This window comes from Streptomonospora arabica (assembly GCF_039531585.1).
GTDB lineage: Bacteria > Actinomycetota > Actinomycetes > Streptosporangiales > Streptosporangiaceae > Streptomonospora > Streptomonospora halophila.
The window spans coordinates 275,440-299,325 of the sequence record NZ_BAAAQI010000004.1; the positions used below are offsets into that span (position 1 = coordinate 275,440).

Annotated in this window: 25 protein-coding genes and 1 riboswitch; of the genes, 16 read left to right on the forward strand and 9 right to left on the reverse strand. The window is 73.5% G+C overall.

The features are described 5' to 3' along the window. The first annotated feature begins 23 nt into the window (after nucleotides 1-23). From ABD284_RS09635 to ABD284_RS09655, 5 genes are all read left to right on the forward strand, one after another. Nucleotides 24-848, forward strand: coding sequence for a 3-hydroxybutyrate dehydrogenase (locus ABD284_RS09635; protein WP_344142304.1), 825 nt, complete (start codon nucleotides 24-26; stop codon nucleotides 846-848). Next, on the forward strand, nucleotides 833-2,830 hold the full coding sequence (locus ABD284_RS09640) for a helix-turn-helix domain-containing protein (protein ID WP_344142305.1): 1,998 nt from the start codon (nucleotides 833-835) through the stop codon (nucleotides 2,828-2,830). The genes ABD284_RS09635 and ABD284_RS09640 overlap by 16 nt, the downstream gene beginning before the upstream one ends. 195 nt (nucleotides 2,831-3,025) lie before the next feature. After that, the gene (locus ABD284_RS09645) at nucleotides 3,026-3,361 is read left to right on the forward strand and encodes an SHOCT domain-containing protein (RefSeq protein WP_344142306.1); all 336 of its coding nucleotides are present in this window, start codon (nucleotides 3,026-3,028) and stop codon (nucleotides 3,359-3,361) included. Next, the gene (locus tag ABD284_RS09650; RefSeq protein ID WP_344142307.1) at nucleotides 3,358-3,918 is read left to right on the forward strand and encodes a hypothetical protein; all 561 of its coding nucleotides are present in this window, start codon (nucleotides 3,358-3,360) and stop codon (nucleotides 3,916-3,918) included. The genes ABD284_RS09645 and ABD284_RS09650 overlap by 4 nt, the downstream gene beginning before the upstream one ends. A 93-nt stretch (nucleotides 3,919-4,011) precedes the next feature. Then, entirely contained in the window at nucleotides 4,012-4,683 is a 672-nt protein-coding gene (locus tag ABD284_RS09655; protein ID WP_344142308.1) for a methylated-DNA--[protein]-cysteine S-methyltransferase, read from the forward strand. A 43-nt stretch (nucleotides 4,684-4,726) separates the two neighbouring features. On the opposite strand, the gene ABD284_RS09660 is transcribed toward ABD284_RS09655, so the two are convergent. The 4 genes from ABD284_RS09660 to ABD284_RS09675 all read right to left on the reverse strand — a co-directional run bounded on the left by ABD284_RS09660 (nucleotide 4,727) and on the right by ABD284_RS09675 (nucleotide 8,774). Further along, nucleotides 4,727-5,260: a low molecular weight protein-tyrosine-phosphatase gene (locus ABD284_RS09660; RefSeq protein WP_344142310.1), complete on the reverse strand. Its 534-nt coding sequence runs from the start codon at nucleotides 5,258-5,260 to the stop codon at nucleotides 4,727-4,729. A gap of 66 nt (nucleotides 5,261-5,326) precedes the next feature. Continuing rightward, entirely contained in the window at nucleotides 5,327-5,740 is a 414-nt protein-coding gene (locus ABD284_RS09665) for a response regulator (protein WP_344142450.1), read from the reverse strand. A 29-nt stretch (nucleotides 5,741-5,769) separates the two neighbouring features. Next, nucleotides 5,770-7,602, reverse strand: a complete 1,833-nt coding sequence (locus tag ABD284_RS09670; protein ID WP_344142311.1) for a sensor histidine kinase — start codon at nucleotides 7,600-7,602, stop codon at nucleotides 5,770-5,772. Further along, nucleotides 7,599-8,774, reverse strand: coding sequence for a PP2C family protein-serine/threonine phosphatase (locus ABD284_RS09675; protein WP_344142452.1), 1,176 nt, complete (start codon nucleotides 8,772-8,774; stop codon nucleotides 7,599-7,601). Before ABD284_RS09675 ends, ABD284_RS09670 begins: the two co-directional genes overlap by 4 nt. Before the next feature lie 478 nt (nucleotides 8,775-9,252). Between ABD284_RS09675 and ABD284_RS09680 the strand changes: the two genes are divergently transcribed. From ABD284_RS09680 to ABD284_RS09690, 3 genes are all read left to right on the forward strand, one after another. Continuing rightward, a complete protein-coding gene (locus tag ABD284_RS09680) occupies nucleotides 9,253-9,882 on the forward strand; it encodes a biliverdin-producing heme oxygenase (RefSeq protein ID WP_344142453.1) in 630 nt (209 codons plus the stop codon). 180 nt (nucleotides 9,883-10,062) lie between these two features. Then, the gene (locus tag ABD284_RS09685; protein WP_344142312.1) at nucleotides 10,063-10,701 is read left to right on the forward strand and encodes a TetR/AcrR family transcriptional regulator; all 639 of its coding nucleotides are present in this window, start codon (nucleotides 10,063-10,065) and stop codon (nucleotides 10,699-10,701) included. 115 nt (nucleotides 10,702-10,816) lie between these two features. After that, entirely contained in the window at nucleotides 10,817-11,011 is a 195-nt protein-coding gene (locus ABD284_RS09690) for a hypothetical protein (protein ID WP_344142313.1), read from the forward strand. A gap of 13 nt (nucleotides 11,012-11,024) precedes the next feature. On the opposite strand, the gene ABD284_RS09695 is transcribed toward ABD284_RS09690, so the two are convergent. After that, complete coding sequence (locus ABD284_RS09695; protein WP_344142314.1) at nucleotides 11,025-11,990, reverse strand: 3'-5' exonuclease; 966 nt, start codon at nucleotides 11,988-11,990, stop codon at nucleotides 11,025-11,027. A 139-nt stretch (nucleotides 11,991-12,129) separates the two neighbouring features. Here ABD284_RS09695 and ABD284_RS09700 point away from each other — a divergent pair, with 139 nt between their 5' ends. Further along, complete coding sequence (locus ABD284_RS09700) at nucleotides 12,130-13,110, forward strand: asparaginase (RefSeq protein ID WP_344142316.1); 981 nt, start codon at nucleotides 12,130-12,132, stop codon at nucleotides 13,108-13,110. Between the two features lie 209 nt (nucleotides 13,111-13,319). Then, nucleotides 13,320-14,531, forward strand: a complete 1,212-nt coding sequence (locus ABD284_RS09705; RefSeq protein WP_344142454.1) for an NAD(P)/FAD-dependent oxidoreductase — start codon at nucleotides 13,320-13,322, stop codon at nucleotides 14,529-14,531. Here the strand turns inward: ABD284_RS09705 and ABD284_RS09710 are convergent. Then, nucleotides 14,515-14,706, reverse strand: coding sequence for a ferredoxin (locus ABD284_RS09710; protein WP_344142317.1), 192 nt, complete (start codon nucleotides 14,704-14,706; stop codon nucleotides 14,515-14,517). The two genes, ABD284_RS09705 and ABD284_RS09710, sit on opposite strands and share 17 nt — an antisense overlap. 136 nt (nucleotides 14,707-14,842) lie before the next feature. Beyond that, on the reverse strand, nucleotides 14,843-15,802 hold the full coding sequence (gene pip / locus ABD284_RS09715) for a prolyl aminopeptidase (protein WP_344142318.1): 960 nt from the start codon (nucleotides 15,800-15,802) through the stop codon (nucleotides 14,843-14,845). A gap of 496 nt (nucleotides 15,803-16,298) precedes the next feature. On the opposite strand from pip, the gene ABD284_RS09720 reads away from it, so the two are divergent. From ABD284_RS09720 to ABD284_RS09740, 5 genes are all read left to right on the forward strand, one after another. Next, nucleotides 16,299-17,354 carry a 3-deoxy-7-phosphoheptulonate synthase gene (locus ABD284_RS09720; RefSeq protein ID WP_344142319.1) on the forward strand — a complete coding sequence of 352 codons (1,056 nt, stop codon included), beginning with the start codon at nucleotides 16,299-16,301 and terminating at the stop codon, nucleotides 17,352-17,354. Between the two features lie 327 nt (nucleotides 17,355-17,681). Next, a riboswitch (glycine riboswitch) is annotated at nucleotides 17,682-17,781 on the forward strand. A gap of 46 nt (nucleotides 17,782-17,827) precedes the next feature. Continuing rightward, a complete protein-coding gene (gene gcvT, locus ABD284_RS09725; RefSeq protein ID WP_344142320.1) occupies nucleotides 17,828-18,949 on the forward strand; it encodes a glycine cleavage system aminomethyltransferase GcvT in 1,122 nt (373 codons plus the stop codon). A 176-nt stretch (nucleotides 18,950-19,125) separates the two neighbouring features. Beyond that, the gene (gcvH, locus tag ABD284_RS09730; protein ID WP_311544711.1) at nucleotides 19,126-19,506 is read left to right on the forward strand and encodes a glycine cleavage system protein GcvH; all 381 of its coding nucleotides are present in this window, start codon (nucleotides 19,126-19,128) and stop codon (nucleotides 19,504-19,506) included. 4 nt (nucleotides 19,507-19,510) lie between these two features. Further along, a complete protein-coding gene (locus ABD284_RS09735) occupies nucleotides 19,511-20,782 on the forward strand; it encodes a serine hydroxymethyltransferase (RefSeq protein WP_344142321.1) in 1,272 nt (423 codons plus the stop codon). 104 nt (nucleotides 20,783-20,886) lie between these two features. Further along, the gene (locus ABD284_RS09740) at nucleotides 20,887-22,296 is read left to right on the forward strand and encodes an L-serine ammonia-lyase (protein ID WP_344142323.1); all 1,410 of its coding nucleotides are present in this window, start codon (nucleotides 20,887-20,889) and stop codon (nucleotides 22,294-22,296) included. A gap of 15 nt (nucleotides 22,297-22,311) precedes the next feature. On the opposite strand, the gene ABD284_RS09745 is transcribed toward ABD284_RS09740, so the two are convergent. Then, nucleotides 22,312-22,467 carry a hypothetical protein gene (locus ABD284_RS09745; RefSeq protein ID WP_344142325.1) on the reverse strand — a complete coding sequence of 52 codons (156 nt, stop codon included), beginning with the start codon at nucleotides 22,465-22,467 and terminating at the stop codon, nucleotides 22,312-22,314. A gap of 360 nt (nucleotides 22,468-22,827) precedes the next feature. Here ABD284_RS09745 and ABD284_RS09750 point away from each other — a divergent pair, with 360 nt between their 5' ends. Further along, the gene (locus ABD284_RS09750; RefSeq protein WP_344142326.1) at nucleotides 22,828-23,559 is read left to right on the forward strand and encodes a DUF1266 domain-containing protein; all 732 of its coding nucleotides are present in this window, start codon (nucleotides 22,828-22,830) and stop codon (nucleotides 23,557-23,559) included. A gap of 45 nt (nucleotides 23,560-23,604) precedes the next feature. On the opposite strand, the gene ABD284_RS09755 is transcribed toward ABD284_RS09750, so the two are convergent. After that, nucleotides 23,605-23,805 (reverse strand): DUF397 domain-containing protein, encoded by a 201-nt coding sequence (locus ABD284_RS09755; protein WP_344142327.1) that lies wholly within the window; start codon nucleotides 23,803-23,805, stop codon nucleotides 23,605-23,607. Nucleotides 23,806-23,886 lie beyond the last annotated feature (81 nt).

Sequence of the window (23,886 nt, forward strand, 5' to 3'; positions counted from 1 at the left end):
AGGAGGAACCCTAGATTGGCGCCATGACGACCCGCGAATCCCCCCGGGCGGCCCCGTCCGCGCCCGAGCCGCTGCTCGCCGACACCGCCGCGGCCGCCCGAGGCCCCGACCTGCGCGGCCGCACCGCCGTCGTCACCGGCGCGGCCGGCGGGATCGGCCGGGCGTGCGCCGAGCGGCTGAGCGCCGCCGGCGCCGCGGTGCTCCTGGCCGACCGCGATGCGGACGGGCTGCGCGCCCTGGAGGAGGCCGGTACCGGCACCGCCGTGCCCGTCGACCTGACCGACCTCGACGCGGCGGCCGAGGTCGCGCGCGGCGCCGACATCCTGGTCAACAACGCCGGAGTGCAGACCGTCGCGCCGATCGAGGAGTTCCCGCCCGACCGCTTCGCGCTGATCCTGCGGCTGATGCTGGAGGCGCCGTTCCACCTGGTGCGGGCGGCGCTGCCGCACATGTACGCCCGGGGCTGGGGGCGTATCGTGAACATCTCCTCGGTGCACGGGCTGCGCGCCTCCCCCTACAAGTCGGCCTACGTCGCGGCCAAGCACGGCCTGGAGGGCTTCTCCAAGGTCGCCGCGATCGAGGGCGCCGCCCGCGGCGTCACCTCCAACTGCATCAACCCCGGCTACGTGCGCACTCCCCTGGTCGAGCGCCAGATCGCCGAGCAGGCGCGCGCGCACGCGATCCCCGAGGACGAGGTGGTCGACTCGGTGCTGCTGGCCCGCAGCCCGCTCAAGCGGCTGATCGAGCCGTCCGAGGTGGCGGCGATGGCCGCGTACCTGTGCGGCCCCGAGGCGTCCCATGTCAACGGGGCCTCCCTGGCGATGGACGGAGCATGGAGCGCGAGCTGAGCGAGCACACGGATCGAGACCGTTACCGGGAGCAGACCCGGCCCCGGGCGCAGGCGGTGCCGGACCCGACCGCCGCCGAGGCGGGCGGAGGCGGCGCGCAGGCGCAGTTCCTGCGGCTGCTGCTGCGGGACGCGCCCGCCGTGGAGTACGAGCGCCCGCTCGTGCGGGCCCGCGCGGCGGGCGGCGGCGCCGAGGAGCTGGCCGACCTGGAGGAGGCCAAGGTGCTGGCGCTGCGCGTGCGCACGGTGCTCTCCGACCGGCGGCGCCGGGAGTCCGAGCTGAGCGCCCTGTTCGAGACCGCCAACGACCTGGCGGGCATGCGCGACCTCGACCAGGTGCTGCGGGCGATCGTCGACCGCGCCCGCAACCTGCTGGGCACCGACACCGCCTACCTGACCCTGCGCGACACCGCCGTGGAGGACGGCGACACGGTCATGCGGGTGACCTCCGGCTCGGTCTCGGCGCGCTTCCAGCAGCTGCGGCTGGGGCCGGGCGAGGGCCTGGGCGGGCTCGTCGCCGAGACGGCGCTGCCCTATGTCACCGCCAACTACTTCGCCGACAGCCGGTTCGAGCACACCGACACCATCGACGCCGGCGTGCTCGACGAGGGCCTGGTGGCGATCCTGGGCGTGCCGCTGCAGCTCAACGGGCGCGTCATCGGCGTGCTCTTCGCCGCCAACCGGCGCGAGCGCCCCTTCTCCCACGCGGAGGTGGCCCTGCTCGGGTCGTTGGCCACCCACGCCTCGATCGCCATCGACAGCGCCAACCTGTTGGAGAAGACCCGCGCGGCGCTGGAGGAGCTGAACGAGGTCAACCAGCGCCTGACCGACCACAGCCGCGCGGTCGAGCGCGCCGCCGACGCCCACGACCGGCTCACCGACCTGGTGCTGCGCGGCGGCGGCATCGAGGAGGTCGAGGCCGCTGTCAGCGCGGTGCTGGGCGGAGCCGTCACCGTCTACGACGCCTCGCGACACGCCGAGCGCCTCGCTCCCGAGCTGGCCCAGGCGGCGGGCGCATCCCGCTCCAGCGGGCGCGCGGTGCGCTCCGGCAGCGGGTGGGTGGCCGCCGCCGTGGCCGGCGGGGAGCCGCTGGGCGCGGTGGTGCTGGAGGGGGTCGACCTCGGCGCCGCCGACCAGCGCATCCTGGAGCGCGCGGCGATGGTGATCGCGCTGCTGCTGGTGATGCGCCGGTCGGCCAGCGAGGCGGAGAACCGTGTGCGCGGCGACCTGCTGGACGCCGTGCTGGACGCGCCCGGACGCGACCCCGACACGCTGCGCCGCCGCGCCGAGCGGCTGGGCGCCGACCTGGACGCCGAGCACGCCGTCGTGGTGGCCGAGGCTCCCGGCGCCCATCCCGGACGGCTGCGTTCGGCGGCGATGCACCTGGCCGAGACCTCCGGCGGCCTGGCGGGCGCCCGGGCGGGCACGACCGTGCTGGTGCTGCCCGGTCCGCGGCCGGCGGAGGCGGGACGCAGGGCCGCCGGCGCGCTGGCCGCCGCGGTCAACACCGCGGTCACCGCCGGCGTCTCCGGGCCGACCTCGGGACTGGCCGACTACGCGGCCCGCTTCTCGGAGGCGCGCCGGTGCCTGCGGACCCTGGTGGCCCTGGGCCGCTCGGGCGAGGTCGCCGCACCGGAGGACCTGGGGTTCTTCGGCGTGCTGCTGGGCGGCGACCGCGACGTGGCCGGGTTCGTCGACTCGGTCCTGGGACCGCTGCTGGACTACGACCGCCGCCGCGAGACGGCGCTGGTGGAGACGCTGCGCGCCTACTTCGCGCACGGGGGCAGCATGTCGCGGGCCAAGGACGCGCTCCACGTGCACGTCAACACGGTCGCTCAGCGCCTGGAGCGCGTCGGCCGACTCATCGGTCCCGACTGGCACGAGCCCGGCCGGGCCCTGGAGATCCAACTGGCGCTGCGGCTGCACGCGCTGCTGCGGGGCGGGCTGGCCGAGGCCGAGGAAGCCGAGCGCGGCGGACCGTGACGCGCCCGCGTCCACTCCTGCCCGCTCGGGTCCGCAGGCGGGAAGCGTGTTCGCGGGAGCCGGACGCCCCCGTTCGGACGGCCCGCGCGGGCACTCCGCCGCCCCCGGGCGTAGGCGCTCTGGTGCCCGGCGCGTAGCGCGATCCCCGCCGCTGGGGCGACGCGCGGCGGGGGTCGGTCCACGCAGGCTTGGGGCATGGCACAACCACTGACAGCGGCGGCCGGACTGGCCGATGCGACGGCCCTGTTCGCCGGACCCGCCGCGAGATTCCACGCCCACCCGCCGTTCCCGATGATGGGAGTCGCAATGCTGCTCGTCCTGCTTCTGCTGGGCCTGGCCGCCTACCTGCTGATCTCGCGGTCGAAGGGCCGCCGGCCGCCGTGGGCCGCCGCGCCCGAGCCGCCCGAGTACGCCGCCCGCAAGGTGCTCGCCGAGCGCTTCGCCCGCGGCGACATCACCGTCGACGAGTTCCTGGAGCGCGCCAGCGTCCTGAACTGGACGCCCGGTGCGCAGGAGGGCGGCCGCAAGTGAGACTCCGCCCGGGCCCGCAACGCAAAGCGGTGCTGAGCCTGCACGTGATCGCTTCGGTGGGCTGGCTCGGCGTGCACGCCGGCGTCCTGACGCTGGTGGCCGCCGGGCTGGCCGCCGACGGCGCGGCGCGGGCCGGCGCGCTCTACGGTTCCGCCGCGACGCTGGGCGGGTTGCTCGTCCCGGTACTGAGCCTGACAGCGCTGGCCACCGGCCTGGTCTGCGCGCTGGGTACGCAGTGGGGACTGTTCCGCCACTACTGGGTGGCCGCCAAGCTCGCGCTGACCGCGGTGCTGGTGGCCGGCAGCAACCTGCAGCTGATGCCCGCGACGGCCGGACTGGCCGAGGCGACGCGCGGAGGCACCGTGCTGCCCCCGTTCGCCGACCGCCTCAGCCTCGTCATCGCGCTCTCGGTGGCCCTGTCGGTGCTCGTGGCCGCCAGCCTGCTGTCGACGGTCAAGCCCTTCGGCCGCATCCGGCCCCGCAGGCGCTCCCGCGAGGAGGACGGGTCCGGGGCCCCGCGCGGGTCCGCGCGCGCCGCGCAGCGCGTCTCCCGCTGAATTCGGGCGCCGCCCGGGCGGCGAAGCGACAGCCGCGCGGCGCCGTGGCATCCTCGTCCGGGCGAGCCAGACGCGGGAGGATCATTGGCCGGCATGTGGCACGGCGACCTTTACGCCGATTTCGAAGGCACCGACGGGCCGGGAAGCGGCACGGACGACATCGACGCCCTGGTCCGCGCCACCTCCCCGGCGGCCGGGGAGGACCGCGCCGGCCCCGGGGGCGCCGCTGCGGCGCCCGCAGCGCGCGGCGTCCCCTTCGACGTGGTCACCGGCGTGGTCGAGACCCCCGTGGGCTTCCTGTTCTGCGCGATGACCGAGACGGGGCTCGCGGCGTGCTCGTTCGCCCCCGAGGAGGCCGTGGTCGAGCGGCTGGAACGGGCGGTCTCGGCCAACATCGGCCCGCACGACGCCCACCTGGACCCGGTGCGCCGCGAGATCGGCGCCTACTTCGCGGGGCGGCTGAGCACGTTCACCGTCCCGCTAGACCTGCGGTTGACCGGCGACTTCGGGCGCGTGGTGCTGCGGTCGCTGCTGGACGTCCCCTACGGCTCCACCATCGCACCGGGCGACCTGGCCGCGCGGATCGGCCGGCCCAACGCGCGCCGCGCCGTCGCGAGCACGCTCGCCGAGAACCCGCTGTGCCTGTTCCTGCCCTGCCACCGCGTTGTCGGCGACGACTACCCGAACGATCCGGGGCCGTACGCGGGCGGCACGGCGGCCAAACGGGGGCTGCTGGCGCTGGAGGCCGAGCACGCCGACGCGTGAGCGCCGCCACCGGCCCGGCGCGTCAGCGCGTGGCCCGGTGCGGTCAGCGTGCGGCCCGGCGGCCGAATCGGGCGACGAGCTCGCCGGTCAGGCCCTTCGACGCGGACTCGACCATTCCCAGCACGTTGCTGAAGCCGTCCTCTCCGCCGTAGTAGGGGTCGGGGACCTCGGGGTTGGCTGCGCCGCCGAGCTTGGGCGAGAAGCCGCGGAAGAGCCGCAGCCGGTCGCCCGCCGACGCGGGGTCGGGGGCCAGCTGCACCAGCTCGTCGAAGTTGTCCAGGTCCATCGCCAGGATCAGGTCGCGCTCGGCGAACCAGGCGGGGTCGAACCTGCGCGCCGTGTGGTCGGTTGCGTAGCCGTGCACTCGCAGTGCGGCGGCCGCACGCGGGTCCATGCCCATTCCGATGTGCCAGCCGCCGGTGCCGGAGCTGTCGACGGCCACCGCGCCGCCGAGGCCGGCGCGCGCGAGGTCGGCGGTGAGGACCTTCTCGGCCATCGGCGACCGGCAGATGTTGCCCAGGCACACCAGCGCGATCCGGTAGGGCCCCGTCGGGTCGAGGGGATCAGGCAGGCTCATGATCACCACGGTAGCCCAGGCCGGGCGCGCCCGTCCGGCGGGCGGCCGGACCCGGTATCGGCGGAATCACCCCTTGGGCAAGCGCACCACGGTGACGAAGAAGTCGTCGATCTGGCGGACGACCCTTATGAACTGGTCGAAGTCGACCGGCTTGGCGACGTAGGCGTTGGCGTGCAGCCGGTAGCTGCGCAGTATGTCCTCCTCCGCCTCGGAGGTGGTCAGCACCACGATCGGGATGTGGGAGAGCGCCTCGTCCTTCTTGACCTCCTCCAGCACCTCCCGGCCGTCCTTGCGGGGCAGGTTGAGGTCGAGCAGGATCAGGTGCGGCATCGGGGCGCCGGCGTGCTCGCCCTCGCGCCGGAGGAAGCGCAGCGCCTCGACGCCGTCGGAGACCACGTGCAGGCGGTTGCCCACCTTGTGCTCCGCGAAGGCCTCCTTGGTCATCAGGACGTCGCCGGGATCGTCCTCGACCAGCAGCACCTCAATGGCTTGCACCAAGTTGTCCTCGCTCAATCTCGTCCGACCTGTCCCGAATCGGCCCCGGGCGCGCCCGGGGCGGTGTCGTCTCCTTCGGACCGGGGCGCCGGGTCTTCGCCGCCCTCCTCGGCGGGGCCGGCGGCGCCCGCCCCGGCCTCGGCGGGCTCCGCCTCCTGCGCGCCCCGCTCGCGGGCGCCGGGGGCGCCGTGCGGATCGCGCGCCCCCTCGACCTCCGCGGCCGGCTCGGGCCCGGCCGGCTCCGCTGCGCCCGCGGGCCGCTCCAGCTCGGCCGCCTCGTCCGCGGCGCCGTCGCCGACGGGCAGCGACCAGCAGATGCGTGTGCCCCGCAAGGGCTCGGCGTCATCCTCGCCGTCGCCGTCGCCGTCGCCGAAGGACGTGTCCAGCCACATCCGGCCGCCGTGGAAGTCCACGATCTTCTTGCACATCGCCAGGCCGATCCCGGTGCCGCCGTACCTGTCGCGGGTGTGCAGCCGCTGGAAGATCACGAACACGCGCTCGGCGTACTGCGGCTCGATGCCGATGCCGTTGTCTGCGCAGCAGAACACCCACTCGTCGCCCTGTTGCCCGGCCCCGATGTGCACCCGCGGCGGGTCCTCGCCGCGGAACTTGACGGCGTTGCCGATCAGGTTGAAGAACACCTGGGTGAGCAGCGTGCGGTCGCCGCGGACCGTGGGCAGTCCGTCGGAGGTGACCAGCGCATCGGCCTCCTCCAGCCGGGTCTCCAGGCTGCTGAGCGCGTCGGCGAGCGCCTCGTTCAGGTCGACGGGCTGGTCGTCCTTGGTGCGGCCCACGCGCGAGAACGCCAGCAGGTCGTTGATGAGCGTCTGCATCCGCTTCGCGCCCTCGACCGCGTAGTCGATGTAGGCGTCGGCGCGCTCGTCCAGCCGGCCCTGGTAGCGGCGCTGGAGGAGCTGGCAGAAGCTGGCGACCTTGCGGAGCGGCTCCTGCAGGTCGTGTGAGGCGACGTAGGCGAACTGCTCCAGCTCCAGGTTGGAGCGGCGCAGCTCGTCGGTCTGGCGCTCCAGCAGCTCCGACTGCTCCTGGAGGGTCCGGCGGGCGGTGCCGACCTCGTCCAGGTCGCGGACGATGCGTTCGCGCATGGCGTCGACGTCGCGGCCGACGCGCTCGATCTCGGGCGGACCGTGCAGCTCGATGCGGTGGGCGTAATAGCCCTCGGACACTTGTATGAGGTGGCGGCCCAGCTCGTCCAGCGGCCGCAGGACCCAGTTCTGCAGCATGACCCACAGGAAGCAGCACAGCACCACGACCACCGCTCCGACCAGCACGAGCAGGGCCATGACCTGCTGGGTGGCCAAGGTGAGCCCGTCGCGCGCCTGGCTCAGCTCGTCGTCGATGCGCTGCTCGGTGCGGGCGCCGGCGGCGCGCAGGTCGTCGAAGCGGTCGCGGCCCATCTGGTAGTCGGCCGAGGTGATCTCCTGACCGCCGTGCACCTTCTCCAGGGTGGGCTCGGCGAAGTCGTCCTGCCAGGCCTCTCCGGCCGCGATCAGCCGGTGGATGTAGCCGTCGACCTGGCTGTTCTGCTGGGCCACGGCGCGCAGCTGCGGCAGGCTCTCAGCGAGGTCCTGCTTTCCCTGCTGGTACGGGGCCAGGAACTCGATGTCGTTGGTCAGTGCGTAGCCGCGAATGCCGTTGTCCATGTTCAGGTAGGCCGACATGGTCTGGCGCACGGCGCTCTGCGCCGGTGTGAGCTCGTCGACCTGGCGGTCCAGGGCGTCGCGGGCGTTGAACGCGGCGAGGGTGATCGTCGACACCGACGCGACCAGCACCACCGCCACGGAGGCGAGCAGGACGGTCACGCGGCGGCGCAGGGGCCACCTTCTCAAGTCCGGTCCTCGTGCGTGATGAGCAGCATGGCGACGTCGTCCTGCAGCGGGCCGCCGTTGTAGCGCTCGGCCTCGTCGACCAGGTGCTCGGGCAGGTCGACGATGGAGGTGCCGCGTTCCAGCACGTCGCCGACCATGCGGCGCAACCCGCCGACCTCCAGGCGGCCGGGCGGCTTGCCGTCGTAGGCGTCGACCAGGCCGTCGGTGTAGAGCATCAGCGTGGCGCCGCGGGGAAGCCGGAAGCCGTCGATCTCGGTCTCGTGCTCGGGGAACACGCCCAGCGGCGGCCGGGGGGCGACGGCGACCTCCTCGACGGCGCCGCCGTGCAGGACCAGCGGCGGCGGGTGGCCGAACAGCCGGATCCGGGCGTCCTCGCTGCCGGTGTCCAGGCTGGTCTGGCACAGCGTGGCGTACATCTCCTCCTGCGCCCGCTCGCTGACGAGGATCTCCTCCAGCGCGGGCAGCACCTCCGCCTCGGCGACGCCGCCCATGACCAGGGCGCGCCAGGCGATGCGCAGGCTCACGCCCAGCGCGGCCTCGTCGGGGCCGTGGCCGCTGACGTCGCCGACGATGACGTGAGTGGTCCCGTCCTTCTGCACGGCGTCGTAGAAGTCGCCGCCGACCAGGGCGCGCTTGCGGCCGGGCCGGTAGAAGGAGCGGTGGCTCAGCGGGGAGCTGTCCAGCAGCACCTGGGGCAGCAGGCCGCGCTCCAGGCGCATGTTCTCGCGGGCGTACAGCTCGGCCTCGCGCAGCTGGCGGGCGTTCTCGTCGGCGCGCTGGCGCTCGACGGAGTAGCGCAGGCTGCGCGCCAGCAGGGAGCCGTCGACCTGCCCCTTGACCAGGTAGTCCTGCGCGCCGGCGGCCACGGCCGCGATGCCCTCGTGCTCGTCGTTGAATCCGGTCAGCACGACGACGGCGGCCGCGGAGGCGGTGGTGAGGACCTCGCGCAGCAGGCTCATGCCGCGGGCGTCGGGGAGGTTGAGGTCGAGCAGCACGCATCCGCGAAAGCCGACGAGGTGCTCGCGCGCCTCGTCGAGCGTGCGCACCCAGGTGATGCGGGTGTCGAGTGCGGCGTCGGCGAGGAGCTCCTCGACCAGGAACGCGTCTTGGGTGTCGTCCTCGACGAGCAGGACGTCGACCGCCTCCGCGGTCGAGGGGGACTGCCGCTCCATGACGGCCTCAACCGCGCGGCCGGGGTCGGCCGGCCACGGTTGCTCGGTATCGGTCATGGTCACGGGCTCGGGTCCGGGGTTGCTGGTATCCACACATCGCCTCTACGTCGACCAGTGCGCGGTGCGCGTCGTCAGCCGTTGCGGCAGTCAAACGATAATCGCCTGCACGTCTTGTCGCTAGCGGGATTGCACGGGAGGGATTCAACGGCGGCTGGGGACACCGCGCCTTCGGTGCGCTCGATCGCACCTGCGTGCCCGTCCAGGCTACCCGCCTTCCGCCAGCCTGCTTTCTCGACACTGTGTCATCTCACTCTTGAAGACCTCCCCCACGTGCTGACATCATGTCAGTATCCCAATCGGGATAAACGCCAACAAAGGAGGGCATGTGCCCACTGCGGAAGGCCGCCGCCCCAGTGAGGACCCCGACTTCCGCGCCCGCACCGCCGCCCGCGAGGACGCGCGCACGCCGTTCTCCGAGCTGCTCAAGCGGGCCACCTGGTCGGCGCACGAAGACGCCGAGCAGCACGGCTTCACCCGCGCCCTGTTGGACGGCCGGCTGCCCCGCGAGGGGTACGCGGCGATGGTCGCGCAGCACTACTTCGCCTACGTCGCGCTGGAGCGGGTCGGCCGCTCGCTGGCCGGCGACCCCGTCGCCGGCGCGGTCGTCCACCCCGGCCTGTTCCGCGTGCCCGCGCTGGAGCGCGACCTGGAGGCCCTCTACGGAGGCGACTGGCGCGAGCGCATCGCCCCCACAGCGGCCACCCGCGCCTACACCGCGCGCATCGAGCGCACGGCCGGCGACCCCGCCGGTTACGTGGCCCACCACTACACCCGCTACCTCGGAGACCTCTCCGGCGGGCAGTTCATCCGCAAGGTCGCGGCCGGCGCCTACGGGCTCGACGAACGCGGCGGGACCGCCTTCTACGACTTCTCGGAGCTGGGCAGCCTGCCGCGGTTCAAGGCCGGCTACCGCGCGCGGCTGGACGCGCTGGAGCTGGACGAGGCCGCGCGCGACCACGTCGTAAGCGAGACGCGGCTGGCATACCGGCTCAACGTCGCGGTACTGGCCGATCTCGGCCACATTTTCGCCGCCGACACGGCGGCCTGAACCCGGGCGCGCGCTCCGCCGGCCGCGGCACCCGTGCCGGGCGCCGCCGGGGGACCTACGGCGCCGCCGCCGGCGGGCGCGCCGCCGCCCGCCCGACCCCGGCCCTGGTGCCGGTGTACTGCCGGTGTGCCGCCACCGCGGCGCTTACCGGGCGCCGCCGCCGCGTGACACCATGGGCGCATGCCCAAGATCTCGGCGCCCACCATCGCAGCGCACCGCGCGCAGACCCGCGAGCGCATCCTGGAGGCGGTCGCCGCCCTCACGCGCGTGCAGGGCATCGACGAGATCTCCATGACCGACGTGGCGGCCGAGGCGGGCATCACGCGCACGGCGCTGTACAACTACTTCCCCGACAAGCCCGCGCTGCTGCTGGCCTTCACCGAGCAGGCCACCACCGGGTTCGTCGACCGCTACCACCGCGAGCTGCCCGCGGGCGCCGGCGCGGCCGAGCGGCTGGAGACCTTCGTGCGGCTCCAGGTCGAGGCCCTGGCCGAGCACCCCCACCCCGCGGCCGCTGAGCTCGGCGCCAGCCTGGGCCCCGACGCCTACCAGGCCCTCGCCGAGCACGTCGCGCCGATGCAGCGGCTGCTCACCGGCATCCTGCGCCAGGGCGTCGACGACGGCGAGTTCGCGGCGGCGCCGGTGGAGCCCGTGGCCCGCCTGGTGCTGGCGATGCTGGGCGCCCAGCGGGCGCCCCTCCTGCACGGCGAGACCACCCCCGGCGACGCCGGGCGCCTGGTGGCGGCCTTCACGCTGCGCGCGCTCGGCGCCCGCGCAACCGACGCCGCCGGTCACTCCGTGTCACCCTCGCTCACCTGAGGTCATACCGGCGCGACCGGAACCGGCAGCGGCCGCTCTTCGGCTGCGCACCCGCACCGGAGCTGGGGCAAAATCGGGCACCGCCCAGCCAGCCCCCGCTCCGGAGGAGCCCCCGGTGTCCCTGCTCCTGATCCTGGCCGGCGCCCTCCTGGTCGCCGTCGCGATGTTCAACCGCGTGCCCCGGTTCCAGGCCCGCGCAGCACCCCAGCTGGTACGAGCGCGGCTGACCGAGGCCGGTCGGGCGACGCTCACCGCGGTAGGCGGCAGCGCGCTGATCGTCGCCTTCTTCCTGGCGCTGTCGGGGATGTGACCGCGGCGCCGACTCAGCCCAGCACCGTGCGCAGCCGGCGCGCCGCCAGCCGCGCGGCGCTGGTGGCCGCCAGGGCCGTGGCCACCGCCGCCGAGGCCGCCGCGGCCTCCAGCGCCGCACTGCGGCACTCGGCGTCGCGCTGGGCGGCCGCGCGCTGCTCGGGGCTGAAGCGGCCCCCGCAGTCGCGCGGGTCCAGCTCCAGCCGGCGCCAGCGGACCGGCCACTCGGCCGGCGGCCGCTCGGGGTGGCCGCGCAGGGCGACCGCCGAGGGCGTGGCGGCGTAGGAGGTGCGGGGCTTGAGCGGGGCCGGATCCGGTTCGCCCGAATCCAATTCGATCGGCGCGGGGCCGGTGTAGCGCAGCGTGCCCGGGGCGTTGGCCAGCAGCTCGGCCAGCAGTTGGGCACAGGCGCGGGCGTCGCCCAGCGCGGTGTGCTGTCCGGTGGGCCAATGACCGCTGAGCGTGTGGCAGGCGCGCGGTAGCGAGTAGCGGGGCAGGTCGAGCTGGGAGCGCAGCGACAGCAGCGTGCACAGGCCCGGCAGGCCGCCCGGAAGACCGGCCGGAAGCAGCTCCGAGGCAAGGAAGCGGCCCTCGAAGTCGAGCTTGTGCCCCACCAGCACCGCGCCGGAGAACAGGCCGCGCAGCGCGTCCACCAGCTCGGCGGCCTTGGGCGCGCCGATGACGTCGCTGGCGCCGATGCCGTGGAACTCCTGCCCGGTGACGGCGGAGCCGGGGTCGACCAGCGTGGTGAACTCCCGCAGCAGGGTGCCGTCGCCGCGCATGCGCACCACCGCGATCTCGCAGATGCGCGCGCCCTCACCGGGGTAGAGCCCGGTGGTCTCGACGTCGACGACCGCGTACTCCAGATCGCGCGCGCCGCGGGCCGCGCCGCGGCGGCGGGTCAGGGCACCCATCCGGACCATCCGCCCGGCGTCGGGTTCGGCGTCCAGCACGTCGTCCACACCCCGTCCGATCCTCATCGCGGCACCTCCCGCGGCCAGACACTACGACACGCTCGGGAAGACCGCTGCCGCGAACGGCGTTGAACCAGCGGCCCGGACCCGCCACCCCCTGGGCTCCGGCCGTGACGTATGAGCGCCCCCGACCGAGGAGTTCCCCATGCAGCAGAGCCCGCAGCCGCAGTACGTCCCGCTGGTCGAGGTGGTCCGGTCCGGATTCGCCGAGGGCGTGCACTTCGGCACGGCGGTGGGGCTCACCGCCCGCGGTGAAATCGGCTACGTCCGCGGCGGGGCCGAGGCCCCGATGCTCCCGCGCTCGTCCGCCAAGCCCTTCCAGGCCGCGGCCGTGCTGCGCGCCGGCGCCGACCTGGGACCCGCGCAGACCGCGATCGCCGCGGGGAGCCACAGCGGGGAGCCGCGCCACGTCGAGACGGTGGAGGGGATGCTGGCCGGCGCCGGCCTGGACGCCGGCGCGCTGCGCTGCCCGGCCGACTGGCCCCTGGACCGCGGCGAGCGCGAACGGCTGCTCATGGACGGCGGTGCGCCCTCGCCGCTGCTCATGAACTGCTCGGGCAAGCACGCGGCCATGCTCGCAGCCTGCGTCGCGCGCGGGTGGAGCACCGGGGACTACCTGGAACCGGACCACCCGGTGCAGGAGCTGGTGCGCAGGGAGGTCGAGGAGATGTGCGGCGAGCCGGTCGCCCACACCACCGTCGACGGGTGCGGCGCGCCGCAGCTGGCGGTCTCCCTGCTGGGCCTGGCGCGCGGCCTGCGGGAGATGACCCTGGCACCGGAGGGTTCGCCCGAGGCCGCGGTGCTGGAGGCCATGCGGAACCGGCCCGAGTACGTCGCCGGCGAGGGGCGCACCGACACCCTGCTGATGCGCGGCCTCCCGGGCGCGGTGGCCAAGATGGGGGCCGAGGGCGTGCTCGTCGTGGCCGCCCCCGCCGGCGAGGTGGCGGCGGTGAAGCTGAGCGACGGCGACCCGCTGTTCCGTGCGCGCACCCTGGCGGCGCTGGAGGCCCTCGCGGCGGTCGGCGCCGACGTCTCCCCCGTTCGCGACCTGGCCGCTGCGGAGGTCCGCGGCGGCGGCAGGGCGGTGGGCCGCCTTCGCCCCGTCGCCGACGAGGCGCTCGCCTGACCCGTCCCTCCCCGGCGGTCCCGGCGGCGGGCGCCGGTGCGGGCGCCGGGGACGGCGCGACCGCGGTACCGGCCCTGTCCGCGCGGTGGGCGGAATCGGAAGGCACTGGGCTATGTTTCGACCAGACGGGGCCGTGCGGCGGCCCCGAAGCGGCGGCCCACCGGTTCGCCGGTTCCACGCGCGTGACCACCACCGACGAAGGGCGGCACATGGGCGACATCCGCAGCGTCGCGATCGCCGGAGCGGGCATGGCCGGGCTGCACGCGGCCGAGTCCCTGCGCGAAGCCGGCTTCGAGGGGCGGATCACGATGGTCGGCGAGGAGCCGCACCGCCCCTACTCGCGCCCGCCGCTGTCCAAGGAGTTCCTGACGGGCAAGGGCGCCGGTGCGGGCATCGACCTGCGCGAGGACTCCGCGTTCGACGGCCTGGGGCTGGACCTGCGGCTGGGCCGGTCCGCGCGGCGGCTGCGCCCGCGCGAGCGCGCCGTCGAGCTCGACGACGGCTCGCAGGTGGCCGCCGACGGCCTGGTGATCGCCACGGGCTCCCGCGCCCGCCGCCCCGGCACCGCGCTGGAGGGGGTGCACGTGCTGCGCACCGTCGAGGACGCCGAGGCCGTGCGCGACTCCTTCAAGGACGCCGAGCGCGTCGTCGTCGTGGGAGCCGGGTTCGTCGGCGCCGAGGTCGCCTCCAGCGCCCGCGCGGCCGGGCTGGAGGTCGTGCTGCTGGAGGCCGAACCCACCCCGCTCACCCGCGTCGTCGACCCCCGGGTCGGCGGCGTGTTCGCCGAGCTGCACCGCGACCACGGCGTCGACCTCCGGCTGGGCGTGGGCGTGACCGGGTTCGAGGGGCGCGGGCGCGTCGAGCGGGTACGGCTCGGCGACGGCAGCGCGGTCGAGGCGTCGCTGGTCGTGGCGGGCCTGGGCGCACTGCCCAACACCGGCTGGCTGGAGGGCTCGGGCGTCGAACTGGCCGGGGGCACCGGCGGAGTGCTCTGCGACGAGTACTGCCGCACCGCCCTGCCCGGGGTGTATGCGGCGGGCGACATCGCCGCCTGGCCGCACCCGCGCTACGGCGGCCTGATGCGCCTGGAGCACTGGACCAACGCAGGCGAGCAGGCGGCCGCCGCTGCGCGCAACCTGCTGGCGGGCGGCGGCACGCCCTACACCCCGGTCCCCTACTTCTGGTCCGACCAGTACGGGATGAAGATCCAGCTGCTGGGCCAGGCCGCGCCCGCCGACACCGCCGAGATCGTGCACGGCTCGGCCGAGGACCGCAAGTTCGTCGCCCTCCTCGGCCGCGCCGGGATGCTCGTGGGCATCCTGGGCCTGCGCTCCACGCCGAAGGTGATGCGCCTGCGCCGGCTCCTGGCCGAGCCCACCACCTGGGAGGACGCGCTGGCCGAGGTCAGCCCTCGATCGTGATGGCCTGCTTGGGGCACATGCGGGCGGCCTCCTCGACCTCGGCCCGCAGGTCCTCCGGGGGCTCCTCCTGCAGCACGTAGAGGAAGTCGTCCTCACGCACCTCGAAGACCTCCGGCACCACGCCCATGCACACCGCGTTGCTCTCGCACCGGTCGAAGTCGACGTTGACCCGCATGGTTCTCCTCGCTCTGCGCCGTCGGGCCGCTGCTTGCGCGTCCGAGCCTAATCCCGCACCGAGCGGCCGCGGACCCGCGGGCGGATGGCGCGCCCCCCGCCACTGGAGACGCCTCCCAGACGCTTTCAGCCCCCTCTCAGGCGTCGGCGAAGGCGTCGGTGGCCTCGATGAGGTGGTGCAGGATGCCGGGTTCGCTGAAGGCGTGGCCGGCGTCGTCGACCAGGTGGAACTGCGCCTCGGGCCAGGCCCGGTGCAGGTCGTGTGCGGTCTTGACCGGGGTGCACACGTCGTAGCGGCCCTGCACGATCACGCCGGGGATGCCGCTCAGCCGGTCGGCGCCGTCGATCAGCTGGCCGGGGGTGAAGAAGCCGCCGTGGGCGAAGTAGTGGTTCTCGATGCGGGCGAAGGCCAGCGCGTACTCCGCCTCGGCGTGCTGGGCGCGCACGCGCTGGTCGGGCAGCAGGGTGATGGTCGAGCCCTCCCACAAGCTCCAGGCGCGGGCCGCGGCCAGGCGCACATCGGGGTCGGGCGAGGACAGCCGGTGCGCGTAGGCCCCGATGAGGTCGTCGCGCTCCTCCTCGGGGATGGGCGCGAGGTAGTGCTCCCACAGGTCGGGGAAGAGGTAGCTGGCGCCGTTCTGGTAGAACCAGCGGAGCTCCTCGTTGCGCAGGGTGAAGATCCCCCGCAGGACCAGTTCGCTGACCCGCCGGGGGTGCTCCTCGGCGTAGGCCAGCGCCAGCGCGCTGCCCCACGAACCGCCGAACACCTGCCAGCGGTCCACGCCCATCATCGTCCGCAGGCGCTCCAGGTCCTCCACCAGCGCCCAGGTGGTGTTGGTCTTGAGGTCCACGTCCATGCCGGCGGCGTGGGGGGTGCTGCGGCCGCAGTTGCGCTGGTCGAAGAGCAGCACGCGGTAGCGCTCGGGGTCGAACAGGCGGCGGTGGTCGGGTGAGCAGCCCGCACCCGGTCCCCCGTGCAGGAACACCGCAGGCTTGCCCGCCGGGTTCCCGCACAGCTCCCAGTAGATCCGGTGTCCATCGCCCACGTCGAGCATGCCGGAGTCGTAGGGTTCGATGGACGGGTACAGCGTGCGCATGGGTTAGGCGTCCTTCGTCGCAGATGTGGCCGCGGACAATCCTAGAACCGGGACGACCGGGCGCAGTGCCGCGCGTCCGCCGCGGGACGGCGTTTCCCGGCACTCGGGCGCAGCGCCGGAAGCCCGGCCACGCCGAGGGTTTCGCACGCCGCGGCGGATTTGCGCGCCAAGATCGTTCCAGCGCACGGCATCGTCCCCGCTGCCCGCCCCGCGCCTGCGCCTCCCGCGCTGCCGGGCGCGCCGCGGCCGCCGGGCGTCCCCGCGGCGGAGCCCGGCTCCAGAGTGTGTCCAGGGTCACATGAAACGCCGCGAACCTGCGCGGACACCGGCTTCGGGCCGTGCGCGCCGAGGCGCACCACACCCGGCGGCTCCGAAAGGGCCGCGGCCGGGTGCGCGGGGCGGCGCCCCGGAACACTCCGGCACCCCGCACGCCGCCCACCCGCGTTAGTGTTCTGAGTGGGTCCGCAGGTGAGACGGAAGTAGGGACACAGAAGGCATGCCCAACACCAATGACACGCGCGTCGCCAGCTACCAGCCGCTGATCGCGCCCAAGGACCTCCTCGCCGAGCTCCCGATGGGACCGGAGCGCGCCGCGCTGGTCGAGGACGCCCGCGGCGAGGTCAAGCGCGTGCTCGACGGCGCCGACGACCGCCTGCTGGTCATCGTTGGGCCCTGCTCCGTGCACGACCCCGAGGCCGCGCTGGACTACGCCGAGCGGCTCAAGGCGCTGACGCCGTCCCTGAGCGAGGACCTCTGCCTGGTCATGCGCGTCTACTTCGAGAAGCCGCGCACCACGCTGGGCTGGAAGGGGCTCATCAACGACCCCGGGCTGGACGAGAGCTACGACGTGCACCGCGGCCTGCGCACCGCGCGCAAGCTGCTGCTCGACATCGGCTCGATCGGCGTGCCGGCCGGCACCGAGTTCCTCGACCCCATCACCCCGCAGTACATCGCCGACGCGGTGGCCTGGGGCGCGATCGGCGCCCGGACCACCGAGAGCCAGGTCCACCGCCAGCTCGGCAGCGGCCTGAGCATGCCGGTGGGCTTCAAGAACGGCACCGACGGCGACGTGCAGGTGGCAGTGGACGCCTGCGGCGCCTCCGCGGCCTCGCACACCTTCTTCGGAATCGACCCCTCGGGCGCGGGCTCGGTCGTGGTCACCGCGGGCAACCCCGACTGCCACGTCATCCTGCGCGGCGGACGCAGCGGCCCCAACTACGACGCGGCCGGCGTCGCGCCCGCGCTGGAGGTCGTCGAGCGCTCCGGACTGCCGCGGCGGCTGATGATCGACGCCAGCCACGCCAACAGCGGCAAGGACCACACCCGCCAGCCGGGGGTGGCCGACGCCATCGCGGCGCAGGTCGCCGACGGTCAGCGCGGCATCATCGGCGTGATGCTGGAGAGCTTCATCGAGGAGGGCGCCCAGAAGCTGGGCGACCCCGCGGAGCTCTCCTACGGGCGCTCCATCACCGACACGTGCATGAGCTGGTCGACCACCGAGGACGTGCTGGGCCGGCTCGCCGAGGCGGTACGCAAGCGCCGCTCGGTCTAAGCGCCGGAGCCCGCTGCCCCGCCCGCGGCCGAGGGCGCCCGGACTCGCCGCGGGCCGCGCGCCGCGGACGCCTTTCGGGGGCGCCGCCGGAGGGACCCGGCGCTCGGGTGCCGCCGGCGCCCCCGGCTCCGCGGCGGTCGGCGTCTCCGCTGGCAGGTGCGGTGAAGTGGGCGTTTCGTGTCCCCTTGGCTGTTCGCGCGAAAGCCGCACTGCTAGCCTGGAACCGGTCGTTGAATCCGTACGGGAGAGAGTCCGTGCAGCCGGCACGGGCCGCCGAAGGAGCAATTCCTCCCCAGAGAACCTCTCAGGCGCGCCGGACCGTACGGTCGAGACCACTCTGGAAAGCAGGGGCGTTCGAGCCCCTCGCCGAAGGTGCAAGCCGCGTTCGCGCGGCGAAGCTCTCAGGCATCATGACAGAGGGGGAGGATGGCAACGCCTGTCACGAAACGACGTCCATCCTCTCGGGAGTGAGAATGACTGCGCCGGACGACGGATCGGCACTGCGGACAACGCCGCTGCACGCCGTCCACGAGCGGGCCGGGGCCACCCTGGTCGGCTTCGCGGGCTGGGAGATGCCGCTGCGCTACGGCGGCGAGCGCGCCGAGCACGCGGCCGTGCGCGAGACGGCCGGACTCTTCGACCTCTCCCACATGGGCGAGATCCACATCACCGGCCCCCAAGCCGCCGACATGCTGGACTACGCCCTCGTGGGCCATCTGTCCAAGGTCGCGCCGGGCCGCGCCCGCTACACCATGATCACCGCGGCCGACGGCGGCGTCCTCGACGACCTCATCGTGTACCGGCTCGCCGACGACGAGTACCTGGTGGTGGCCAACGCGGCCAACACCGGGACCGTGCTCGCCGCCCTCAGCGAGCGCGCGGCGGGCTTCGGCGCCCTCGTCGAGGACCGTTCCGCCGACTACGCGCTGATCGCCGTGCAGGGCCCGGCCGCCGTCGACATCCTGGCGCCGCTCACCGACGCCGACCTGAGCACCATCAAGTACTTCGCGGGATACTCCCACCAGGTCGCCGGGCACCCGGTGCTCCTGGCCCGCACCGGCTACACCGGCGAGGACGGCTTCGAGATCTTCCTCAGCCCCGGCGACGACGCGCCCGCCGTGTGGGACGCCCTGATCAAGGCGGGCGAGCCGCACGGCCTGCTCCCGGCCGGGCTCTCCGCCCGGGACACGCTGCGCCTCGAAGCCGGCATGCCCCTCTACGGCAACGAACTGGACGCCCGGACCACCCCCTTCGAGGCCAACCTCGGCCGGGTCGTCAAACTGGACAAGCCCGGCGACTTCGTGGGCCGCGACGCGCTGCAGAGCGTCGCCGACTCCGGCCCGCGCCGCCGCCTGGTCGGCCTGGTGGCCCGCGGCCGCCGTCCGCTGCGCAAGGACAACACGGTCCTGCTGGACGGCGAGCCCGTGGGCGTGGTCACCAGCGGGGCGCCCTCGCCCACGCTGGGCAAGCCCGTCGCCATGGCCTACATGGACAGCGGGGCCGACCCGTCCTCGGGCGAGACCGCCGTGGACGTGCGCGGCCGCGCCGAGGCCGTCGACGTCGTCGACCTGCCGCTCTACCGCCGGGAGCGCTGACCCCGGCGGCGGCCGAAGCGCGCACACAGCGTGCGCGGCCGCAGGCCGAAGCGGCAGAATTCGACTGGGTGGAACCGCCGACGGTCCACGCCGAACCGGTCGGGCGGCCACACGCGAAGGCGCCGCGCCCTACCCGGTCCCAGACCCGGACAACGACGACCTCCTGGAGATTTGAATTGAGCGTTCCCGCGGAGCTGAACTACACGAGCGACCACGAGTGGGTGGCGGTCAGCGACGGTGTCGCCACAGTCGGCATCACCGCATTCGCCGCCGAGGCGCTCGGCGACATCGTCTACGTCGAACCGCCGGAGACGGGCACCACCGTCGCCGCCGGTGAGACCTGCGGGGAGGTGGAGTCCACCAAGTCCGTCAGCGACCTGTACGCGCCGGTCAACGGCGAGGTCGTCGACGTGAACCAGGCTGCGGTGGACAATCCCGAGGTCATCGGGACCGATCCCTACGGCCAGGGGTGGCTCTTCAAGGTGGAGGTCACCGAGGAACCGTCCGAGCTGCTCTCTCCGGAGCAGTACACGCAGTTGACCGAAGGCGAAGGTTGATCACATGCCCTCTCAGCGGAATCTGCTCGACCAGTCCCTCGAACAGCTCGATCCGGAAATCGCCGCAGCCGTCGGCGCCGAGCTCAACCGGCAGCGCGACACGCTGGAGATGATCGCCTCGGAGAACTTCGCTCCGCAGGCGGTGCTGGAGGCCCAGGGTACGGTCCTGACCAACAAGTACGCCGAGGGCTACCCCGGCAAGCGCTACTACGGGGGCTGCGAGCACGTCGACGTGGTCGAGCAGCTCGCGATCGACCGGGCGAAGGCGCTGTTCGGCGCCGAGCACGCCAACGTGCAGCCGCACTCGGGCGCCCAGGCCAACACGGCCGTCTACTTCTCGCTGCTCAAGCCGGGCGACACGATCCTGGGCCTGGACCTCGCGCACGGCGGCCACCTGACCCACGGCATGAAGCTGAACTACTCCGGCAAGATCCTCAACGCGGTCGCCTACCACGTCCGCCCCGAGGACGGCACCGTCGACTACGACGAGGTCGAGAAGCTGGCCAAGGAGCACCGGCCGAAGATGATCGTCGCCGGCTGGTCGGCCTATCCGCGCCAGCTGGACTTCGCGCGGTTCCGCAAGATCGCCGACGACGTCGACGCCCTGTTCATGGTCGACATGGCGCACTTCGCCGGCCTGGTGGCGGCCGGGCTGCACCCCAGCCCGGTGCCCCACGCCGACGTGGTCACCACCACCACGCACAAGACCCTGGGCGGTCCGCGCGGCGGGCTCATCCTCAGCAAGGAGGAGTTCGGCAAGAAGATCAACTCCGCCGTGTTCCCCGGCATGCAGGGCGGACCGCTGGAGCACGTGATCGCCGGCAAGGCGGTCTCGCTGAAGGTCGCGGCGGGCGAGGAGTTCGCCGACCGGCAGCGGCGCACCGTCTCCGGCGCCAAGATCCTGGCCGATCGGCTGATGCGCGAGGACGCCGTGCAGTCGGGCGTGCGGGTGCTCAGCGGTGGCACCGACGTCCATCTCGTACTCGTCGACCTGGTCAACTCCCAGCTCAACGGCAAGGAGGCGGAGGACCGGCTGCACGAGATCGGCATCACGGTCAACCGCAACGCCGTACCCGACGACCCGCGGCCGCCCATGGTGACCTCGGGACTGCGCATCGGCACCCCCGCGCTTGCCACGCGCGGGTTCGGCGACGAGGACTTCACCGAGGTCTCCGACGTCATCGCCGAGGCGCTCAAGCCGGAATACGACGCCGCGGCGCTGCGCGGCCGCGTCGAGGCGCTCGTACGCAAGAATCCGCTCTACCCGGAGCTGTAGAGGGCAGTCCCCTGCCCTCCTGGTGCGGCCGGGGCGTGCTCGGCACTCCGCCCCGGCCGCACCGAACACCGAAATCGCTCCTGTTACCCGCAAGGAGGGCAGGAATGGCAATCAGCGTCTTCGACCTGTTCACCATCGGCATCGGTCCGTCGAGCTCGCACACCGTGGGGCCGATGCGGGCCGCACGCAGGTTCGCCGAGGGGCTGGCCGAGTCCGGGCTGCTGGAGCGCACCGCCGCGGTGCGCGCCGAGCTGTACGGCTCGCTGGCACTGACCGGCAAGGGGCACGGCAGCGACCGCGCCGTGGTACTCGGGCTGCTCGGGCAGACGCCCGAGGGCGTCGACGTCGACGCCGCCGCGGCGACGGTCGAGCGTGTACGCACGGAGCACCGGCTCGCCCTGGCCGGCGTCCGCGAGGTCGACTTCGACCCCGAGACGCACCTGGACTTCCGCCGCAAGGAGACGCTCCCGGGCCACCCCAACGGCATGCGCTTTTTGGCCCTGGACTCCGCGGGCACGGAGCTGCGGGCCCACACCTACTTCTCGGTGGGCGGCGGCTTCGTCGTCGACGAGGAGGCCGTGGGCGCCGACCGGATCACGGCCGACGAGACTCCGCAGCCCTACCCGTTCTCCAGCGCGGCCGAACTGCTGGAGACCTGCCGCGAGACCGGCATGTCCATCAGCGCCGTCATGCTCGCCAACGAGCGGGCGTTCGGGCGCACCGACGAGGAGATCGGCGAGGGCCTGCTGGAGATCTGGCGGGCGATGCGCGCGTGCGTGCGCCGGGGCGTGACCACCGAGGGCACTCTGCCCGGGGGCCTGAAGGTTTCGCGCCGCGCGCCGCGGCTCTACCGCCAACTCGGCGGCCACTGCGGCCCCGAGGGTCTGGCCGGCCCCGACCACAGCGACCCCGGCGACCCGATGCGCGGCACCGACTGGATCACGCTGTACGCCCTGGCGGTCAACGAGGAGAACGCCGCCGGCGGCCGGGTGGTCACCGCACCCACCAACGGCGCGGCCGGGATCGTCCCGGCGGTGCTGCACTACTACGCGCACTTCACCCAGGGCGCGGGCGACGAGGGGACGATGCGCTTCCTGCTCGCGGCGGGGGCGATCGGCATCCTCTACAAGCAGAACGCCTCGATCTCCGGCGCCGAGGTCGGCTGCCAGGGCGAGGTCGGTTCGGCGTCGTCCATGGCGGCAGCGGGCCTGGCCGAGGCGTGGGGCGCGACCCCGGCCCAGATCGAGAACGCGGCGGAGATCGCCATGGAGCACAACCTGGGCCTGACCTGCGACCCCATCGGGGGCCTGGTGCAGGTTCCCTGTATCGAGCGCAACGCCCTGGCCTCGATCAAGGCGATCAGCGCGGCCCGCCTCGCGCTGCGTGGCGACGGCAGCCACTTCGTCTCCCTCGACAAGGTGATCCGCACCATGCGCGACACCGGCCGGGACATGATGGACAAGTACAAGGAGACAAGCCGCGGCGGCCTCGCGGTCAACGTCATCGAGTGCTGAAACCGGAGCCGGACATCAGCCGATCGGACCGGCGCGGTGGAAGGCCCTGAGTTCCACGGCGATGTCAGACACGTCTGGCATCGCACCCGTGGTCACGCCGAGGACGAAGCGCTCCGCCCTGTCTTCGTCGACCGGCGTGATCAATGACGCGCCGTTCACTTCCAGGAACACGGCTGTGCAGTTCCAAGCGGCCCGCTTGTTCCCGTCGACGAAGACAGGGTTGCGGGCCAAGGATTGGAGGAGCGCCGCCCCGGGAGGAGGTGGCGCGGGGCCAGCACCCGTTCGCCGTCGTGGTCGTGTGCATCGACTCCCGCGTCACCCCGGAGCTGATCTTCGACACCGGCATCGGCGACGCAGACCTGCATCTTGAACGCCAGGGGCGCGCCGACCGGCCGCCTGCGAGGCCGGATGCCCGAAACCCCCGTCTGCACCGGTGTTCGCGGCGTGGTATACCGGGGCCCGCGACGATTACGAGTGCCGCCTCGCGGCGGCGGTCTGTCAGGGGGCACGGTGCAGGGCAGCAGACTCGCATTGAACGCGGATCCCTACGGCCCCTTCCACGGCCCTCTCGCGCACGCCTACGCCTGTGCCGTCCACATCCAGGTCTCCAACGAGGCGGCGTGGAACAGCCCCGGCGGCTGTTCCTGCTGCACGCCCGAGCAGAAGCGGGAGGGACTGCGGGAGGACTGGGGAATCGAGTCCCCGGACGACTGGCTGCAGCAGGCCGAGGCACTGGTCGGCGGCGACAGCAACGCGCCCGCTGCCGCGCTGCTTGAGCTGCGCATGGTCTCCTCCCAAGCCGTCGGCCGCCCCATCGACGCCGGACTCTGGCGCGACGCGATCGCGCGGATGTGCCAGCAGCGGGGGCTGGACAACGCCGTCTACCAGCGGCTGATCGACCTGGCCGGGACCATCCTGGACTACGAGAAGCGGTTCACGGCCGACGGCCTGCTGCCGCCGGGCGGGATCGTCACCGCGATCAAGGCGTGGGACCTCGGCCGCGGCGCGAACATGGCGCGCTGGGGCGTGCAGTGCGGCTACACCGACATGCAGACGTCGCAGTGGTTCGCGATGCGCGCGAGCGAGCAGGCGCTCCGCTACTACACCACGTGGTGGGACTTCTCAGCGGGCTACATCCTGGGGCGCTGCCTGCATTTCGACCAGGGCGCCTTCAGCCACTGGTACACCACGCCTCTGGAGGTGCACCACCTCATGATGACGCACCCGCAGAGCCCCTGGCTGAACCTGCCGTTCCGCGGCTGAGCGCGCGGGTGCGCGGTCGGCGCGCGGGCGCGGACCTACGGGGCTTCAGGCGCTGTCCGCCTTCACGAGCCCGAGGAGCGCCGCCCAGGCGGCGCCGGGGAAGTCCAGGTGCCCCGCAGCGGCGTCCTTCGAGTCGCGGACGGCGATGCCGGCATCCGGCCGGTCCGCGACCTCCACGCAGTTCTCCTTGAACGAGTAGCTCGACTTGCGGAAGTGGAGCCGCGCGGCTTCTGCAGGGAGGTCCATGGCGGCAGGATTCCCCCGACTCGGAGCCGGGAACCCTGCGCGGACCGACGAAGAAAGCTTCCATCGCGCGCCCGCCTGCGA

What these genes read in the sequence shown, in the direction of transcription:
- ABD284_RS09635 (WP_344142304.1), top strand. Translation starts at nt 24, where the DNA reads ATGACGACCCGCGAATCCCCCCGGGCGGCCCCGTCCGCGCCCGAGCCG.
- ABD284_RS09640 (WP_344142305.1), top strand. Translation starts at nt 833, where the DNA reads ATGGAGCGCGAGCTGAGCGAGCACACGGATCGAGACCGTTACCGGGAG.
- ABD284_RS09645 (WP_344142306.1), top strand. Translation starts at nt 3,026, where the DNA reads ATGGCACAACCACTGACAGCGGCGGCCGGACTGGCCGATGCGACGGCC.
- ABD284_RS09655 (WP_344142308.1), top strand. Translation starts at nt 4,012, where the DNA reads ATGTGGCACGGCGACCTTTACGCCGATTTCGAAGGCACCGACGGGCCG.
- ABD284_RS09660 (WP_344142310.1), bottom strand. Translation starts at nt 5,260, where the DNA reads ATGAGCCTGCCTGATCCCCTCGACCCGACGGGGCCCTACCGGATCGCG.
- ABD284_RS09675 (WP_344142452.1), bottom strand. Translation starts at nt 8,774, where the DNA reads ATGGAGCGGCAGTCCCCCTCGACCGCGGAGGCGGTCGACGTCCTGCTC.
- ABD284_RS09685 (WP_344142312.1), top strand. Translation starts at nt 10,063, where the DNA reads ATGCCCAAGATCTCGGCGCCCACCATCGCAGCGCACCGCGCGCAGACC.
- ABD284_RS09695 (WP_344142314.1), bottom strand. Translation starts at nt 11,990, where the DNA reads ATGAGGATCGGACGGGGTGTGGACGACGTGCTGGACGCCGAACCCGAC.
- ABD284_RS09700 (WP_344142316.1), top strand. Translation starts at nt 12,130, where the DNA reads ATGCAGCAGAGCCCGCAGCCGCAGTACGTCCCGCTGGTCGAGGTGGTC.
- ABD284_RS09705 (WP_344142454.1), top strand. Translation starts at nt 13,320, where the DNA reads ATGGGCGACATCCGCAGCGTCGCGATCGCCGGAGCGGGCATGGCCGGG.
- ABD284_RS09710 (WP_344142317.1), bottom strand. Translation starts at nt 14,706, where the DNA reads ATGCGGGTCAACGTCGACTTCGACCGGTGCGAGAGCAACGCGGTGTGC.
- pip (WP_344142318.1), bottom strand. Translation starts at nt 15,802, where the DNA reads ATGCGCACGCTGTACCCGTCCATCGAACCCTACGACTCCGGCATGCTC.
- ABD284_RS09720 (WP_344142319.1), top strand. Translation starts at nt 16,299, where the DNA reads ATGCCCAACACCAATGACACGCGCGTCGCCAGCTACCAGCCGCTGATC.
- gcvT (WP_344142320.1), top strand. Translation starts at nt 17,828, where the DNA reads ATGACTGCGCCGGACGACGGATCGGCACTGCGGACAACGCCGCTGCAC.
- ABD284_RS09735 (WP_344142321.1), top strand. Translation starts at nt 19,511, where the DNA reads ATGCCCTCTCAGCGGAATCTGCTCGACCAGTCCCTCGAACAGCTCGAT.
- ABD284_RS09740 (WP_344142323.1), top strand. Translation starts at nt 20,887, where the DNA reads ATGGCAATCAGCGTCTTCGACCTGTTCACCATCGGCATCGGTCCGTCG.
- ABD284_RS09755 (WP_344142327.1), bottom strand. Translation starts at nt 23,805, where the DNA reads ATGGACCTCCCTGCAGAAGCCGCGCGGCTCCACTTCCGCAAGTCGAGC.